A 16,956-nucleotide genomic window follows, 5' to 3' on the forward strand; every position below is an offset into this window, starting at 1 on the left:
TCAGTCACTGATTTTTAGCCACGCCCTGAGGTGCGCAAGGGACTCAGAGTCGTACTCAGACGGCTCTTTGTATCACTCACGACTGACAGCGCACCGGGCCGGTTCAGCCCCTGTTCCCAAGGGAGAACCGGCCCGTGATGCCGTCGTTATTCAGCTTCGCCTCGTGATGTCCGCGCCGCTGATCTCGGCCGACCTGCCTTTCTGCTGGGGGTCCGGGGGTTGTCCCCCGGGAAGACGCAGCGCGCCTTCACGCACCCTTCACGCGTCTTCGGCGAGTTCCAGCCAGCGCAGCTCCAGGTCATCGCGCTCGCCCGCCAAGTCCCGCAGCTGGGCGTCGAGTTCGGCCACCTTGGCGAAGTCGGTGGCGTTCTCGGCGATCTGGGCGTGCAGCTTGGTCTCCCGCTCGGAGACCTTGTCCAACTGCCGCTCGATCTTCTGGAGTTCCTTCTTCGCGGCGCGCTGGTCGGCGGCGCTCTTCTCGGTGGCGGGCCGGGCCGCGACGGGCGAGGCGGCCGCGACCGCCTCCTCCATCTTCTGCCGCCGCTCCAGGTACTCGTCGATGCCGCGCGGCAGCATCCGCAGGGTGGCGTCGCCGAGCAGTGCGAACACGCGGTCGGTGGTGCGCTCGACGAAGAACCGGTCGTGGGAGATGACGATCATCGAGCCGGGCCAGCCGTCGAGGACGTCCTCGAGCTGGGTCAGGGTCTCGATGTCGAGGTCGTTGGTGGGCTCGTCGAGGAAGAGGACGTTGGGCTCGTCCATGAGCAGGCGCAGCAGCTGCAGGCGGCGGCGCTCACCGCCGGACAGGTCGCCGACGGGCGTCCACTGCTTCTCCTTGTTGAAGCCGAACGTCTCGCACAGCTGTCCGGCGGTCATCTCCCGCCCCTTGCCGAGGTCGACGCGCTCGCGCACCTGCTGCACGGCCTCCAGGACCCGCAGATTCGGGTTGAGTTCGGCGACCTCCTGGGAGAGGTAGGCGAGCTTGACGGTCTTGCCGACGGCGACCCGCCCGCCGACGGGCTGCGCCTCGCCCTCGGTGCGTGCCGCCTCGGCCATGGCCCGCAGCAGGGAGGTCTTGCCGGCGCCGTTGACGCCGACCAGGCCGATGCGGTCGCCGGGGCCGAGCTGCCAGGTGACGTGCTTGAGCAGCACCTTGGGACCGGCCTGCACGGTGACGTCTTCCAGGTCGAAGACCGTCTTCCCGAGCCGGGTGGAGGCGAACTTCATCAGCTCGCTGGTGTCCCGGGGCGGCGGTACGTCCTTGATGAGCTCGTTGGCGGCCTCGACGCGGAAGCGGGGCTTCGACGTACGGGCGGGGGCACCGCGGCGCAGCCAGGCCAGCTCCTTGCGGACCAGGTTCTGCCGCTTGACCTCCTCGGTGGCGGCGATGCGCTCGCGCTCGGCACGGGCGAAGACGTAGTCGGAGTAGCCGCCCTCGTACTCGTGGACGACGCCCCTCTGCACGTCCCACATGCGCGTGCAGACCTGGTCGAGGAACCACCGGTCGTGCGTCACGCACACGAGGGCGGAGCGGCGCTCGCGCAGATGGCGGGCGAGCCAGGCGATGCCCTCGACGTCGAGGTGGTTGGTGGGCTCGTCGAGGACGATCAGGTCCTGTTCCTCGATGAGCAGCTTGGCGAGCGCGATACGGCGCCGCTCGCCGCCGGAGAGCGGTGCGATGACGGTGTCGAGCCCCTGCGGGAAGCCGGGCAGGTCGAGGCCGCCGAACAGACCGGTGAGCACGTCACGGATCTTCGCGTTGCCCGCCCACTCGTGGTCTTGCATGTCCCGGATGACCTCGTGGCGCACGGTGGCGTTCGGGTCGAGGGAGTCGTGCTGGGTGAGGACGCCGAGGCGGAGCCCGCCGGAGTGGGTGACCCGCCCGGTGTCGGCGTCCTCCAGCTTGGCCAGCATCCGGATCAGGGTGGTCTTGCCGTCGCCGTTACGCCCCACCACCCCGATCCGGTCGCCTTCGGAGACGCCGAGGGACACGCCGTCGAGGAGGGCACGAGTGCCGTACACCTTGCTGACGTTCTCGACATTGACCAGATTGACGGCCATTACGCTCCTGCCCAGAGGGCTGTTCGACATGCGGCTCCGCCGCGGGGGTCAGCCTCCCAGCCTAATGTGCGCCGGTCGGTGACCGATCCCACGGCGGATCACCGCAGATCAGCGAGCTGCGGCTGCGCGGATCTCGCCGAGGAGGTCGTACATCACCTGGCCGGGGCACTCGGTGGCGAAGTAGTCGCGGTGCCCGCCGATGGTGTTCGTGTCCTTCTTCGTGCCGTTGACGGGGTTCACATAGGTGACCCTCGCCTGGGGGTCGAGGCCCTTGAAGCGGCAGATCACCTTGATCAGCCGGATCAGGGACTCCTTGGCCGCGTCCGTGGGGCCGTTCTCCGTGAGTGTGCCGATGAGGGCGATGCCGAGGGCGCCGGAGTTGTAGCCCACGGAGTGGAAGCCGGTGACAAGGTCGCCGTCCGGGTTGAAGGCGGGGATGCCGTCGTCGCCGGAGTAACGGCCCTCGTAGACGGTGCCGGACTCGTCGATGAGGAAGTGGTAGCCGATGTCGCCCCAGTCGTTGGTGATCGCGTGGAGCTCATAGATCGCGCGTACCGTCGCGGCCGGGTCGGGATCGTTGTTCGGCGTGGCGGTGTGGTGGACCGTGATGATCTGCAACGGGTAGTACTTCTCGGGCGAGTTGACCTTGCCGTCCTTGTACCGCTTGGACTCGTCGGCGCCCCAGGCCGGGCGGGAGAGGTAGCGCACACCACGTACGCGTGTCGGCTCGCTGGGCACGTGGAAGGTGCGGCCGGGGCCGTCGGTGACGTCGATCGCCAGCGAGGACACGTCGGACACTCCGCCCGACGCCTTCACCTCGTAGGCGGTGGCGTTCTGGGCCGCTACCAGCGCGCTGCCCCCGTCCTCGACGGCCGAGCAGCCCGCGGTCACGGTCTGCCAGCCACCGTCCGCGAGGCGGATCGCGGCGCCTTCCTTGGCACCGGACCAGCGCACACCGACGTACGAGGCGGCGAAGGCGGTGGTGGCCTCGCCGGTACCGGTGGCGGCCTCGGTCCGGGTGGCGGGGAACTTCTCCGGGGTCGTACCGGAGCCACCGGTTCCGGAGCCGGAGCCGGTGCCGTCACCGTCAGCGGAGCCGGAGTCCGTGGCCGCGAAGACCGCCGGGGTCACGGCGGCCGCGCCGGCCACGGCCGCGGCGGCACCGATCACACCACGACGGGACAGAGAGCGCTTCCTACGGTGGGCAGGGGTGGGCGTGGGGGATTCGGACACGTGCGTGACCCTTCGGCTGTGCAGTTGGCGTAGACGCGCCACACCGGGCGCTTGAAAGCTCAACCGACCCTATTGGCCCCACCGGCCCCGTCAGTACTGCGATTGCAGTACATCCACGTGGAAATCCGGCACGTTCGTGTGGAGATCGGGCGAAGATCGCGTACGGCGTCGCGGTGCCGCGTCGGGCCCCGCCCCTCTGCGTCACGCACCGGCGCCGCTCCTTTGGTGGCGCGTGATCGGCGCGGAGGCGCGGGCGGGCCGGCGCGGGCGGGCCGGCCCCGGCCCGCGCTCCGCGCGTTTCACCCGCCGGGCATGCGGGCCCGCATCCTGCGGTAAGGCGCCCCATCGGTTGAGGGTCGGTCGGGCGGCGATCGGCGGTCAGCCGTTGAGTACCGTCGCCCCGGCTGCGGGTCCCGACGCCGTGCGTACCGTCCGGCAGGTGCCCGAACTGCGCAGCGTCTCGGCCACCTCGGCCGCCGACTCCGGGTCCCGGGCGAGGAAGGCCGTGGTCGGGCCCGAGCCGGAGACCAGCGCGGCGAGGGCGCCCGCGGCGGTGCCCGCGGCGAGGGTGTCGGCGAGTTCGGGGAAGAGGGAGAGGGCGGCGGGCTGCAGGTCGTTGGAGACGGCCGCGGCGAGAGCATCCGGGTCGCCCTTGGCGAGGGCGCGCAGAAGTTCCTCGGAGGCGACGGGCTCGGGGATCTCGAGCCCCGCCGCCAGCCGGTCGAACTCGCGGAAGACGGCCGGGGTGGACAGCCCGCGGCCGGCCATCGCGAACACCCAGTGGAAGGTGCCGCCGACCTCCAGCGTGCGCAGCTGCTCGCCGCGCCCGGTGCCCAGTGCCGCGCCGCCCACCAGGCTGAACGGCACATCGCTGCCCAACTCGGCGCAGATGGCGAGGAGTTCGGTCCGGGAGGCGCCCGCCTGCCACAGCGTGTTGCAGGCCAGCAGCGCACCCGCGCCGTCCGCGCTGCCGCCCGCCATGCCCCCGGCGACCGGGATGTCCTTGGCGATGTGGATGTGCACGGCCGGTTCGATGCCCCGCCGCCGGGCGAGCACGAGGGCCGCGCGCGCCGCCAGGTTCGTCTCGTCCAGGGGCACCTGGTCGGCGTCCGGTCCCTCACATGTGATGCGCAGCTCGTCGGCGGGCGTCACGGTGACCTCGTCGTAGAGGCCGACCGCCAGGAAGACGTTGGCCAGGTCGTGGAAGCCGTCGGGGCGGGCCGCACCCACCGCGAGCTGGACGTTGACCTTGGCGGGGACGCGGACGGTGACGCTCACTTCTGACCGGGCTCCTTGTGTACGGCGTGCTGGGCGGCCGCCGGGGTGTCGGCGGGCTTGGCAGACGGGGCGGCCTCGGAAGACCCGGCGGGCCCAGGAGACCCGGCGCTCCCGGCGGGCTCGGAAGACCCGGCGCGCCCGGTGCGCTCGCCCGGCTTCGCGCCCCCGGCGCCTCCGGGGCGCTCGGCGTGCTCGGCGATGCGCGCGAACTCCTCGACCGTCAGTGCCTCCCCGCGCGCCTGCGGCGACACCCCGGCGGCGACGAGCGCCGCCTCCGCCGCCGCGGGCGACCCGGCCCATCCCGCCAGCGCGGCCCGCAGCGTCTTGCGCCGCTGGGCGAACGCCGCGTCGACCACGGCGAACACCTCGCGCCGCGAGGCGGTGGTCTTGAGCGGCTCGGTGCGGCGGACCAGCGAGACGAGGCCGCTGTCGACGTTCGGCGCAGGCCAGAAGACGTTGCGTCCGATGGCGCCGGCCCGCTTGACCTCGGCGTACCAGTTGGCCTTCACGGACGGGACGCCGTACACCTTCGAGCCGGGTGCGGCGGCGAGGCGGTCGGCGACCTCCGACTGGACCATCACCAGGGTGCGTTCGATGCTCGGGAAGGTCTCGAGCATGTGCAGGAGGACGGGGACGGCGACGTTGTAGGGGAGGTTCGCGACGAGCGCGGTCGGGGCGGGGCCCGGCAGCTCGGTCACGTGCATCGCGTCCGAGTGGACGAGCGCGAAACGGTCGGCGCGCTCGGGCATGCGGGCCGCGATGGTGGCGGGCAGGGCCCCGGCCAGTACGTCGTCGATCTCGACGGCGGTGACGCGGTCCGCGACCTCCAGCAGAGCGAGGGTGAGGGAGCCGAGCCCCGGGCCGACCTCGACGACCACGTCGTCCGGGCGGACCCCGGCGGTGCGGACGATACGGCGGACCGTGTTGGCGTCGATCACGAAGTTCTGACCGCGCTGCTTGGTGGGGCGGACGCCGAGGGCTGCCGCCAGTTCGCGGATGTCGGCGGGGCCCAGGAGGGCGTCGGGGGTGGGGCTGCTGCTCACGGCGACAAGGGTACGTGGCGGCAACCAAGCGGTTCGCTCGGTGCCGCGTTTGGCCGTTGATCGCCTGCGGGCCCGTCGTGGCTTGTCGCGCCCGCGCGGCGGAGCCGCATATCGACAACAGCCCCGCGCCCCTTTGGGGCGCTGCGCGACCAGCCCCCACCGGCCCGCAGCTACGGACGGCGTATGTGCCGACGCGCCCCGCAGCCAACAGCGGCAGCGCCCCCTCACCCGTGCAGCCGGGCCCCGCAGTGCGGCCAGGGGCTGGCCCCGCGGCGGACGTACAGCTTCTTCGCGCGGGCCGTCTGCTCCGCCGGGGACGCGTCCTGCGGGCGGCCGCTGCCGCCGAGGCTCTGCCAGGTGCGTTCCTCCAGCTGGTAGAGGCCGCCGTAGGTTCCCGAGGGGTCGACGGCGTGCGGGCGGCCGCCCGACTCGCAGGCCGCGAGGCCCTTCCAGTTGAGGTCGTCGGCGCCGCGCACGGACGTCGGGAGCGGCTTCGTGCCCACCTTCACGATCTGCGGCTGCGGCTCGCGCACCACCTCGGAGCCGGCCAGGCGGGGCTTCTGCCTGACGCCGTTGACGATGCGCAGGGAGTACGTGATCCGCCGCAGCCCCGGCTGCCCCACCCGGTCGACGACCTCCGTCCCCTTGAACAGCCCGGGGTCCTCCTCCCGCTGCACCTTGAACGGGATCTCCTCCTCACGGACCTCCTTGGTGCCGGTGACCCGCAGCACGGTGACGGTCTGCCCGTCGCGCGGGAAGCTGTCCGCCGGGACGGAGGTGGTGTCCTCGCCGTGCAGGGAGATCCCGGCCTCCTCGACGACCTCCTGCACGGTCGCCGCGTTCGTACGGACCATGCGAGCGTGACCGTCGGCCATGACGGTCACGGAGCGCTCGGTCCGCACGTCGAGCGAGAGCCCGGCGCGTCCGATGTGCCGGGAGCGCGCGGCGGACAGATACGCGCCCTGCGCCCGCACCCCCATCTCCTCGAGCGCCTCCTGCACCGTGTGCGCCGTCGTCCACACCTCGCGCCGGTGCCCGTCGATGGTGAGCCGTACGGGGCGCCCGTACTGCACCACGATCTCGTCACCGCTGCTGATCGCCGTGCCGGGGGCGGGCGCGACCACGTCGTGCGCCCCCACGTCGACGCTCTCCTGTGCGAGCAGTTCGGTCACGTCGTCGGCGAAGGTGTGCAGGGTGCGCGGCTTGCCGTCGACGTTCAGCTCGATGGCCTTGTCCTTGGCGACGAAGGCGGTGGTGCCGCCGGCCAGGAAGGCGACGACCAGCGCCTGCGGCAGCAGCCGGCGCATCGAGCCGTCCGGGAGCTCGATGGGCCGCGCCCTGCGCCGGCGTGCGGCCCGGCGCCTGCGTCCCGTTCCGGCGCGCGCGGCGGGCGCGGGCACTTCCTCGCCCGCCGCGCTCCCCACCTGCCGCGGAAGCGGCGGCTCGGGTACCTGGGCCGCCTCGTAGGCGGGCCGGTACGTGTCCTCGTACGCCCCGGGCACCCCGTAGGCCAGGGTCTGCGCGCTGTGCACGTCGTAGGCGTACGCCGGCGGATACGCCGGGTCGTACGCCTCATGCGTCCCGTACTGCGAGTACTGCGAGTACTGCGAGTTGCTCACGCCGACACGCTCCAGGGGCCGTAGGGGTCCAGAGGGGTCCGGATCGGGCACCAGAACCTAGCGGAGCCCGTATCACTCTCCAAAGCGGCGTGATCACAGAAAGTCACGATCGACGAGAAGCCGATCCCTCACCGGCGTTACCGGAGGGTTATGAACGACTACGGTCAGTAGTCGAAGGCGCGGGCCGTGTTCGCCGCGAGGGCCGTCGCCAGCGTGTCCTCGTCGATGCCGCGCACGGCGGCCATGGCGCGCACCGTGACCGGAATGAGATACGGGGCGTTGGGCCGTCCGCGGTACGGCGCCGGTGTCAGGAAGGGCGCGTCGGTCTCCACCAGGACCAGCTCCAGGGGTGCCACGGCGAGCGCGTCCCGCAGCTGCTGGGCGTTCTTGAAGGTGACATTGCCGGCGAAGGACATGAAGTACCCGGCGCGGGCACACACCTGAGCCATGTCCGCGCCCCCGGAGTAGCAGTGGAACACCGTACGTTCGGGGGCGCCCTCCTCCTTGAGGATGCGCAGCACATCGGCGTGGGCGTCGCGGTCGTGGATGACGAGGGCCTTGCCGTGCCGCTTGGCGATCTCGATGTGGGCGCGGAAGGAGGCCTCCTGCGCCTCCTTGCCCTCGGGGCCGGTGCGGAAGTAGTCGAGGCCCGTCTCGCCGACGCCCTTGACCTGGGTGAGTCCGGCCAGCGCGTCGATCTGCCCGAGCGCCTCGTCGAGCGCCGCCGTGCCCCCCGGCTCGCGCGCGCCCTGCCGGGACCAGCCGTCGGGGTCTCCGTGGACGATGCGCGGCGCCTCGTTGGGGTGCAGGGCGACCGTCGCGTGGACGGCCTCGTACAGCCCCGCCGCCTTCGCGGCCCACTGCGAGCCGGCCACGTCGCAGCCGACCTGCACGACCGTCGTCACGCCCACCGAAGCGGCCTTCGCGAGGCCCTCCTCGACCGTGCCGGACTGCATGTCGAGGTGGGTGTGGGAGTCGGCGACGGCCACCCGGAGGGGTTCCGGGAGCGGCGGCGCCTGCTTCTCGGCGGTCTTCTCACTGGAGCTGGAGGAGGGCATGCTCCGATCCTACGAAAGGGGCATGCCCGCCCCGCCGCCGGAGCTGTCAGCTCGCCTTGCGGTGGAAGGGGTGCAGGAGATCGGAGAGATGCCAGTGGTGGTCCCCCCGCTCGCCGGCCCCGGCGCCCTCGGCCGCGGCCTCCTGGGCCTCGGTCTGCGGTGTCCGCCGCTGCTGCTTGTGCACCGCGTCGCGCACCGACGAGACCTGCCCGGGTCGCATGATCCGTACGACGTGACTGTCGCAGTTCTGGCAGGTGGGCTTGGACAGCGGAGACGGCACGACCTGCCCCTCGGCCACGTACATCACGAACTCGTGGCCCTCGGCGTCGTTGTGGTGCTCTATCTCGTACGACTGCTCCCAGCCGTGCCCGCAGCGCATGCAGGCGAAGGAGTACGACTCGTGGACGACTGCGGTGGCCGCGCCGCGGAGGCCGGACTGCCCTGCGATCTCGCTCATGCCAGCTCCTCTTGATCTGCTGGACCAAGGGACGGGTGCGTCCCTTCAACCAGTGGACGCTTCCGGCGGAGCGAATGCATCAGCCCTGTCGACTGTTGGACCCGATTTGGATTTTCCTTGCCACAGCGACCCCGGTCAGGGGGTCTGGGCTTTGCTTTTCACGACCTTGCTTTGCCTGTTTGTGGGGCGCTTGCTCAGGCGAGATGCGCCCTGCTCAGAGGGGGTGTGGCCCACTTCACGAAAATCTCACGAACCACTTGCCGAATTGGCATTCTTCGCGGCCACAACCGCGTCGAACACCTGCCTTTTGGGCAGCCCGGCCTCCGCCGCAACCGCCGCAATGGCTTCTTTTCGCCGCTCCCCTGCCTCCTCCCGCACACGCACCCTGCGCACCAGCTCGGCGGCGTCGAGTTCCCCGGGCCCCTTCTCCGGCGCGCCCTCGACGACCACGGTGATCTCACCGCGCACACCCTCGGCGGCCCAGGCGGCCAGCTCGCCGAGCCCGCCCCGCCTGACCTCCTCGTACGTCTTGGTGAGCTCCCGGCAGACCGCGGCGCGCCGCTCGGCCCCGAAGACCTCGGCCATGGCGGCGAGGGTGTCGTCGAGGCGGTGCGGGGCCTCGAAGTAGACGAGGGTCCGGCGCTCCTCGGCGACCTCCTTCAGGCGCGTCAGCCGCTCCCCCGCCTTGCGCGGCAGGAACCCCTCGAAGCAGAAGCGGTCCACGGGCAGCCCGGACAGCGCGAGCGCGGTGAGCACGGCGGAGGGACCGGGCACGGCGGTGACCCGGATGTCCTTCTCGACGGCGGCGGCGACCAGCCGGTACCCGGGGTCGGACACGGACGGCATCCCGGCGTCCGTGACGAGCAGCACACGCGCACCGCCGACGAGTTCCTCGACGAGTTCGGGCGTACGGGCGGTCTCGTTGCCCTCGAAGTACGACACGATCCGCCCCTTGGGCGTGACGCCCAGCGCCTGCGTCAGCCGCCTGAGCCGCCGCGTGTCCTCGGCGGCGACGACATCGGCCCCCGCCAGCTCCTCTGCCAGCCGGGGCGGCGCGTCCGCGATGTCGCCGATAGGGGTGCCTGCGAGTACGAGGGTTCCGGTCACGCCCCCATCCTCCCAGGGGCACACCGATGGGGACGCATCCGAGCCCTTACCGCCCGGGGCCCTGCCGTGACATTCCCGCCTGCCCCGCGGGCGGACGACGTGAATGTCACGGCAGGGCCCATGCACGGGACTCACACAGAACGGTTCCCTACGATGGCGCGGTGACCAGTACCGCGTCCTCCCCGGACACCCGGCAAGGCCAGAGCCCGCAGGACCAGCGGCCGTCGTGGCAGCAGCGGCTGCGCCGTTTCGGCTACACGGCCGGGCCGAGAAGCGACGTCCGCGAGCGTCTGGTGCCGCCGTACGTGCAGCCCGGTCCGCGGGTGTGGCAGGTCCTCGGGGCGCCGCCGGCGCTCGCCGAGCGGATCACGCGCTGGTCGGCCTGGGGCGGTCCGCTGCTGGTCACGCTGATGGCAGGCGTGATGCGGTTCTGGCACCTGGGCAGCCCGAAGGCAGTGATATTCGACGAGACGTACTACGCCAAGGACGCCTGGGCGCTCGTCCACCGCGGCTTCGAGGTCAACTGGGACAAGAACGCCAACGACCAGATCCTGGCGCTGAACGGGCACGTCACGATCCCGACGGACGCGGCGTACGTCGTGCACCCGCCGGTCGGCAAGTACGTCATCGGGCTCGGGGAACTGCTCTTCGGGTTCAACCCGTTCGGCTGGCGCTTCATGACGGCGCTGCTGGGCACGCTGTCGGTCCTGATGCTGTGCCGCATCGGCCGCCGTATCTTCCGCTCGACCTTCCTCGGCTGCCTCGCGGGCGGGCTGATGGCGGTCGACGGGCTGGCCTTCGTGATGGCCCGCACCTCGCTGCTCGACGGCGTGCTGATGTTCTTCGTGCTGGCCGCGTTCGGCTGCCTGGTCATCGACCGTGACAAGGCGCGCGAGAAACTCGCGGCCGCCCTCCGGCCCGACGCCGACGGCCGTGTCCGCCCGGACGCGCACATCGCCGAGACCACCCGTCTCGGCTGGCGTCCGTGGCGCTGGCTGGCGGGCCTGATGCTGGGCCTGGCCATCGGCACCAAGTGGAACGGCCTGTACATCATGGTCGCGTTCTTCCTGATGGCGGTCCTGTGGGACATCGGCTCCCGCAAGGTGGCGGGCGCCGGGAACCCCTACAAGGCCGTGTTGCCGGACGCGGCCGTCACGTTCGTGGCCACGGTCCCGGTCGCGCTCGTCACCTACCTGGTCTCCTGGACCGGCTGGATCCTCTCCCCCACCAACGGCAAGGGCGGCTACTTCCGCAACTGGGCCGCCACCGACGGCAAGGGCGGCAACTGGACCTGGCTGTTCCCCGACTGGTGGCGCAGCCTGTGGCACTACGAGCACGAGGTCTACGAGTTCCACCGCAACCTGCACTCGCCGCACACCTACATGTCCAACCCCTGGAGCTGGATCGTCGACGGCCGCCCGGTCTCGTACTTCTACGAGTCCCCCTCGCCCGGCAAGGACGGCTGCCCCGTCGACGCGGGCCAGAAGTGCGCCCGCGAGGTCCTGGCGATCGGCACCCCGCTGCTGTGGTGGGTGGCGTGCTTCGCGGTCCTGTACATCCTGTGGCGCTGGCTGCTGCGCCGCGACTGGCGGGCGGGCGCCATCGCCTGCGGCATCGCGGCCGGTTATCTGCCCTGGTTCCTGTACCAGGAGCGGACGATCTTCTTCTTCTACGCCGTCGTCTTCGTGCCGTTCCTCTGTCTGGCGGTGGCGATGCTGCTGGGCGCGGTCATCGGGCCACCGGGGTCGAGCGACACCCGCCGGGTCGCGGGAGCGACGGGAGCGGGCGTCCTGGTCCTGCTGATCGCCTGGAACTTCATCTACTTCTGGCCGCTGTACACCGGGACCGCCATCCCGATCGACGACTGGCGTTCACGTATGTGGCTGGATACCTGGGTATAGCGGACCTTCTGAGTCCCTTCTGCGTCTCCGATCGGACAACATACGGAAACACCCCTCACAGCTCCCCCTCACGCCACATACAGTGCGAGCACCAACGGGGAACGGGGAGGGGACCCTTCATGGCCAAGGGGGTAAAGGTCGCCGTCATCAGCAGCGTCTTCGCTGTGATGGTGGGCGGCGCCGGATACGGCGCGTACAACATCGTGTCCGCGCTGAACGGCGACGGGGGGTCGGACGGATCGGGGTCCGTGAAGACCGGTCCGCCGAGCAGCGACGAGATCAAGGAGACCTCGGCCAAGTTCTTCGCGGCCTGGGAGAAGGGCCGGGCGGCCCAGGCGGCGACGTACACGAACAACGACGCGGCGGCCGAACCGCTGCTGACCTCCTACAGCGACGCCGCGCACATCACCGGCGTGAAGATCACGCCCGGTACGGCGAACGGCGCGACGGTCCCCTACACGGTCAGGGCCACGGTGTCCTACGAGGGCAAGTCCAAGCCCCTGACCTACAAGAGCGAGCTGACCGTCGTGCGCGGGAAGACCACCGGGCGCGCGCTGGTCGACTGGCGGCCGTCCGTGGTCCATCCGCAGCTGCAGAAGGGCGACACCCTGTTCACCGGCGAGGCGGCGAACCCGCCGATCGAGGCCGTGGACCGGAACGGGGCCGTACTGACGAAGGAGAAGTACCCCTCGCTCGGCCCGGTCCTGGACACCCTGCGCGAACGGTACGGCGACAAGGCGGGCGGCACCCCCGGCGTCGAGCTGGCGATCAAGCACCAGTCCCCGGACGCGGGCGACACCTCGCTGCTCACCCTCGCCAAGGGCAGGGCCGGCAAGCTGCAGACCACGATCAGCGCGAGTGCGCAGGCGGCGGCCGAAACCGCGGTGAAGAAGTTCGCCCAGTCCTCGGTGGTGGCCGTCAAGCCCAGCACCGGTGAGGTCCTTGCGGTGGCCAACCACCGCAAGGACCAGTTCAACGCGGCCTTCCAGGGCGAGGTGGCGCCCGGCTCCACCATGAAGATCATCACCGCCGCGATGCTCATCGACAACGGCGTGACCTCGATGAACGGCCCGGCACCCTGCACTCCGGACGCCGTATGGCAGGGACAGACCTTCAAGAACCTCAAGAACATGAAGCCCAACGAGAACGCCACCCTCGCCAACAGCTTCCTGCGCTCCTGCAACACGGCGTTCATCAAACTCATCGACGAGAAGCCGCTCACGGACTCCTCGCTGACGGCGGAGGCCCAGGACCGGTTCGGGCTCGGCCAGGACAACTGGAAGACCGGCATCGTCTCCTTCGACGGCAAGGTCCCCGCGGTCAGCGGCCCGGACCGGGCGGCGAACGCCATCGGCCAGGGCCAGGTCCAGATGAGCCCGCTGAACATGGCATCGGTCACCGCGACCGCCATCACCGGCGCGTTCCGGCAGCCGTATCTGGTCTCCCCGAAGCTCGACGACCGTCAACTGGCCACCGCGAAGGGCCTGCCCGCGAGCACCGCCGCGCAGCTCAAGCAGATGATGCATCTCACCGCGACCCAGGGCACCGCGATGGAAGCGATGGCCGGACTGCACGGGGACATCGGCGCGAAGACCGGCTCCGCGGAGGTCGACGGACAGGCCGTGTCCAACAGCTGGTTCACGGGCTTCAGCGGGGACCTCGCGGCGGCGGCCATGACCGAGGAGGGCGGCCACGGCGGCACGGCGGCCGGGCCGATTGTCGCAGCTGTGCTACGGACCGGCTCCTGAAGTCACCCGTTGAGGACGGGACTCTAGGCTGTTGCCGTCGTTGGTTGGGATGGATGTGGGCAACGGGGACCCTGGGGATCTCTCGGAGGAACGGGAACAGTGGGCAACAGAAGGCGCGTCGCCGAGCGACGGAAGACCAAACCCGCCGTGGTCGGCGGGATGATCGCCGTGGTGGTCGTCGGCGCCGGAGTCGGCGTCTACGCGCTGACCGGCGGCTCGGCGGCCGACGACCGGTCGACAGCGACGTCCTCGTCCACCGACGACAAGCCCAAGGTCAAGACCGGTCCGCTGTCCGCGACCGAGGTGCAGACCGCGGCCGAGCGGTTCCTCACGGGCTGGCAGCAGGGCAAGGTGACGCAGGCCGCCGCCGCCACGAACGACCCGGCGGCGGCCACCACCCTGCTGACCGGCTTCACCAGGGACGCCCACATCACGGGCGCCACCCTCACCGAGGGCACCCGCACCGGCGACAAGGTCCCCTTCACCGTCAAGGGCACGGTCTCCTACAAGGGCACCAAGCTGCCGCTCTCGTACCAGAGTGCGCTGACGGTCGTGCGCAAGAAGGAGGACGGCAAGCCGTACGTCGACTGGCACTCCTCCGTCGTCCACCCCGACCTGAAGGACGGCGACACCCTGGTCACCGGCGAGTCCGGGACGCCGCCGGTCAAGGCGTACGACCGCCACGGCGGCGAGCTGACGACCGCCAAGTACCCCTCGCTCGGCCCGGTCCTGGACGGTCTGCGGGAGAAGTACGGCAAGACCGCCGGCGGCAAGGCGGGCGTCGAGCTGGACGTGGTGCGCGGCAAGGCCTCGCAGAAGGCCAAGCTGTCCGACAAGACGCTGCTGACCCTGACCAAGGGCACACCGGGCAAGGTGAACACGACGCTGAGCCCGGTCTTCCAGGCCGCGGCCGAGAAGCAGGTCGCCGCGAAGGACAGGTCCTCGGTCGTCGTCATGCGCCCGTCGACCGGCGAGATCCTCGCCGTCGCGAACCACAGCCCCAGCTTCAACGTGGCGTTCCAGGGCTCTCTGGCCCCCGGCTCCACGATGAAGATCGTGACCTCGACGATGCTGTTCGAGAAGAACCTCGTCCACCCCGACCAGTCGCACCCCTGTCCCAAGACGTACAAGCTCGCGGGCTGGACGTTCCACAACGACGACAACTCCGAGATCAAGCAGGGCTCGTTCAAGCTGGCCTTCGGGGCCTCCTGCAACAACGCCTTCATCAACTTCGCGCCGAAGCTGTCCAACAGTGACCTGACGCAGGAGGCCCAGCAGGTCTACGGCCTCGGCCTGAACAACTGGGCCATCGGCGTCCCGACCTTCGACGGCTCGGTCCCCGTGATGAGCGGCGCACAGATGGGCGCCTCGCTGATCGGGCAGGGCGGGGTGCGGATGAACCCGCTCAACATGGCGTCGGTGTCGTCGACGGTGGCGACCGGCACCTTCCACCAGCCGTACCTGGTCGCCCCGTCGGTGGACCACCGCACACTGGCGAAGGCCTCGCGCACGATGTCGTCGAAGACGCAGGCCGAGCTGAAGGAGGTCATGTCCTACACGGCCTCCTACGGCACGGCGGCCAAGGCGATGGCGGGCATGTCGGGCTGCGGCGCCAAGACGGGCTCGGCCGAGGTCGACGGCCAGAAGAAGCCGAACGGCTGGTTCACCGCCTACTGCGGCGACCTGGCCGCGTCGGGTGTCGTCCAGGCGGGCGGCCACGGAGGCGACACGGCAGGGCCCATCGTGGCGGCACTTCTGAAGCTGGGCGGCTGATCAGCGGCATTAAGGGGCGCGGGGCTGTATCGATATGCGGCTCCGCCGCGTGGGCGCGACCAGCCACAATGGCGCGGCAGACGAACACTCAGCGACCAACAGGCGCCGCAGCCATATACGTGCGACGCAGGAACCGCAGCAGAGTCTTCGACTCGAACTGCACGACCGAAACGCCCTGCGCCGAGTGAAACTCGACAACCGCCTGCACTCGGCCGCAAGGCCACACCCGCACCTCTCCGCTGCCGGCAGGCGCCCGCAGCCCCTGTTCCAGCAGGGAACGCGAGAAGCTCCACTCGTCCACCCCGGGCAACCCGACCCGCACCTCACGCGGGTCGACCTCGGGGTCGTAGCGCAGGACCACCGGGACGGTCTCGTCCTCCGGTACCGCCGCATCCGTGACTATGTGGGCTCGTGCGTACTGCTCGACTACAGACATCGTGACGGCCCTCTCACGCTGCGTGTCCTGTGTGGAACCTGTGCGTCCACCCCCTCCTAATGTCCCATATTTTCCCGAGCACGCCCCTTGGCGTCGGACAGTTCACATGCACAGGGAACTCATGCGCAGGGAACTGTGCACCACGGACGAGCAAGTCGCTCTTGCAAGTGGTTCGCAACAAGGCACTATCATCGAACGGTGCATGTGCCTGACGGATTCATCGACGCCCCCGTCTCCGCCGCGACCGGCGTCCTCGCCGCGGGCGCCGTCGCGGTGAGCCTGCGCGGCGCCCGCCGCGAGCTGGACGAGCGGACGGCGCCACTGGCGGGACTGGTGGCGGCGTTCATCTTCGCGGTGCAGATGCTGAACTTCCCCGTCGCGGCAGGGACCAGCGGCCATCTGCTCGGCGGTGCGCTCGCCGCGATCCTCGTCGGCCCCTTCACCGGCGTCCTGTGCGTGTCCGTCGTCCTGCTGATGCAGGGCATCCTCTTCGCGGACGGCGGCCTGACCGCGCTCGGCGTGAACATCACGGACATGGCGATCGTCACGACGGTCGTCGGATACGCCGTCTTCCGCGGCCTGGTGAAGGTGCTCCCGCGCAGGCGCCGCTCGATCACGGTCGCCTCCTTCGTCGCCGCGCTCCTGTCGGTCCCGGCCGCAGCGCTCGCCTTCACGCTGATCTACGCCGTCGGCGGCACCACGGACGTCTCCCTCGGCAAGGTCGCCACCGCGATGATCGGCGTACACGTGCTGATCGGGATCGGCGAGGCGGCGATCACGGGGCTGACGGTGGGCGCGGTGATCGCCGTACGCCCGGATCTCGTGTACGGCGCGCGCGGCCTGGAGCAGAAACTCAAGCTGCGTGTGAACGGCGAACTCGTGGACGCCCCAGCGCGCCCGGCGCCCGTCGCGGCGCGCACGTCCCGCCGCGCCCTGTGGATCACCGGCCTGGTCTCCTCCCTCGTCCTGGCGGGCTTCGTCAGCTTCTACGCCTCCTCGAACCCCGACGGCCTGGAGAAGGTCGCCCACGACAAGGGCATCGACAGCAGGGCCCAGAAGCACGCCTCTGACGGCTCCCCGCTCGCCGGTTACGGCGTCAAGGACGTGGCGGACGCCCGCCTCTCCGGAGGCCTCGCGGGGGTGATCGGCGTCGGCGTGACCGTCGTCGCGGGCAGCACGGTGTTCTGGGTGGTGCGCAGGCGTCGTACGACCGACGCCTCTCCTGTCGGCAGGGGCGTCTGA

General features: G+C 70.7%; 13 protein-coding genes. 4 read left to right on the forward strand and 9 right to left on the reverse strand.

Features of this window, described 5'->3' with window-relative positions:
* Nucleotides 1–258: 258 nt before the first annotated feature.
* The 8 genes from EDD92_RS20270 to rsmI all read right to left on the reverse strand — a co-directional run bounded on the left by EDD92_RS20270 (nucleotide 259) and on the right by rsmI (nucleotide 9,856).
* Nucleotides 259–2,061, reverse strand: a complete 1,803-nt coding sequence (locus EDD92_RS20270) for an ABC-F family ATP-binding cassette domain-containing protein (protein WP_123965627.1) — start codon at nucleotides 2,059–2,061, stop codon at nucleotides 259–261.
* A gap of 108 nt (nucleotides 2,062–2,169) precedes the next feature.
* Nucleotides 2,170–3,231 carry a peptidoglycan recognition family protein gene (locus EDD92_RS20275; protein ID WP_123965628.1) on the reverse strand — a complete coding sequence of 354 codons (1,062 nt, stop codon included), beginning with the start codon at nucleotides 3,229–3,231 and terminating at the stop codon, nucleotides 2,170–2,172.
* A 441-nt stretch (nucleotides 3,232–3,672) separates the two neighbouring features.
* Nucleotides 3,673–4,572 (reverse strand): 4-(cytidine 5'-diphospho)-2-C-methyl-D-erythritol kinase, encoded by a 900-nt coding sequence (locus tag EDD92_RS20280; RefSeq protein ID WP_123965629.1) that lies wholly within the window; start codon nucleotides 4,570–4,572, stop codon nucleotides 3,673–3,675.
* Nucleotides 4,569–5,615 carry a 16S rRNA (adenine(1518)-N(6)/adenine(1519)-N(6))-dimethyltransferase RsmA gene (gene rsmA, locus EDD92_RS20285; RefSeq protein ID WP_260326622.1) on the reverse strand — a complete coding sequence of 349 codons (1,047 nt, stop codon included), beginning with the start codon at nucleotides 5,613–5,615 and terminating at the stop codon, nucleotides 4,569–4,571. Before rsmA ends, EDD92_RS20280 begins: the two co-directional genes overlap by 4 nt.
* 224 nt (nucleotides 5,616–5,839) lie before the next feature.
* Nucleotides 5,840–7,234 (reverse strand): resuscitation-promoting factor, encoded by a 1,395-nt coding sequence (locus EDD92_RS20290; RefSeq protein WP_123965630.1) that lies wholly within the window; start codon nucleotides 7,232–7,234, stop codon nucleotides 5,840–5,842.
* Between the two features lie 164 nt (nucleotides 7,235–7,398).
* Nucleotides 7,399–8,292, reverse strand: coding sequence for a TatD family hydrolase (locus EDD92_RS20295; protein WP_123965631.1), 894 nt, complete (start codon nucleotides 8,290–8,292; stop codon nucleotides 7,399–7,401).
* 46 nt (nucleotides 8,293–8,338) lie between these two features.
* Complete coding sequence (locus EDD92_RS20300) at nucleotides 8,339–8,749, reverse strand: hypothetical protein (RefSeq protein WP_123965632.1); 411 nt, start codon at nucleotides 8,747–8,749, stop codon at nucleotides 8,339–8,341.
* 246 nt (nucleotides 8,750–8,995) lie between these two features.
* Nucleotides 8,996–9,856, reverse strand: a complete 861-nt coding sequence (rsmI, locus tag EDD92_RS20305) for a 16S rRNA (cytidine(1402)-2'-O)-methyltransferase (protein ID WP_123965633.1) — start codon at nucleotides 9,854–9,856, stop codon at nucleotides 8,996–8,998.
* A 161-nt stretch (nucleotides 9,857–10,017) separates the two neighbouring features.
* On the opposite strand from rsmI, the gene EDD92_RS20310 reads away from it, so the two are divergent.
* The 3 genes from EDD92_RS20310 to EDD92_RS20320 all read left to right on the forward strand — a co-directional run bounded on the left by EDD92_RS20310 (nucleotide 10,018) and on the right by EDD92_RS20320 (nucleotide 15,278).
* Nucleotides 10,018–11,757, forward strand: a complete 1,740-nt coding sequence (locus tag EDD92_RS20310) for a dolichyl-phosphate-mannose--protein mannosyltransferase (RefSeq protein WP_123965634.1) — start codon at nucleotides 10,018–10,020, stop codon at nucleotides 11,755–11,757.
* A gap of 119 nt (nucleotides 11,758–11,876) precedes the next feature.
* Entirely contained in the window at nucleotides 11,877–13,505 is a 1,629-nt protein-coding gene (locus EDD92_RS20315; protein ID WP_123965635.1) for a penicillin-binding transpeptidase domain-containing protein, read from the forward strand.
* A 99-nt stretch (nucleotides 13,506–13,604) separates the two neighbouring features.
* Nucleotides 13,605–15,278, forward strand: coding sequence for a penicillin-binding transpeptidase domain-containing protein (locus EDD92_RS20320; RefSeq protein ID WP_123965636.1), 1,674 nt, complete (start codon nucleotides 13,605–13,607; stop codon nucleotides 15,276–15,278).
* 88 nt (nucleotides 15,279–15,366) lie between these two features.
* Here the strand turns inward: EDD92_RS20320 and EDD92_RS20325 are convergent, their stop codons facing one another.
* The gene (locus EDD92_RS20325) at nucleotides 15,367–15,714 is read right to left on the reverse strand and encodes an SsgA family sporulation/cell division regulator (protein WP_030941924.1); all 348 of its coding nucleotides are present in this window, start codon (nucleotides 15,712–15,714) and stop codon (nucleotides 15,367–15,369) included.
* A 198-nt stretch (nucleotides 15,715–15,912) separates the two neighbouring features.
* Between EDD92_RS20325 and EDD92_RS20330 the strand changes: the two genes are divergently transcribed.
* A complete protein-coding gene (locus EDD92_RS20330; RefSeq protein ID WP_123965637.1) occupies nucleotides 15,913–16,956 on the forward strand; it encodes an energy-coupling factor ABC transporter permease in 1,044 nt (347 codons plus the stop codon).

The organism is Streptomyces sp. TLI_185, from assembly GCF_003814765.1.
GTDB lineage: Bacteria > Actinomycetota > Actinomycetes > Streptomycetales > Streptomycetaceae > Streptomyces.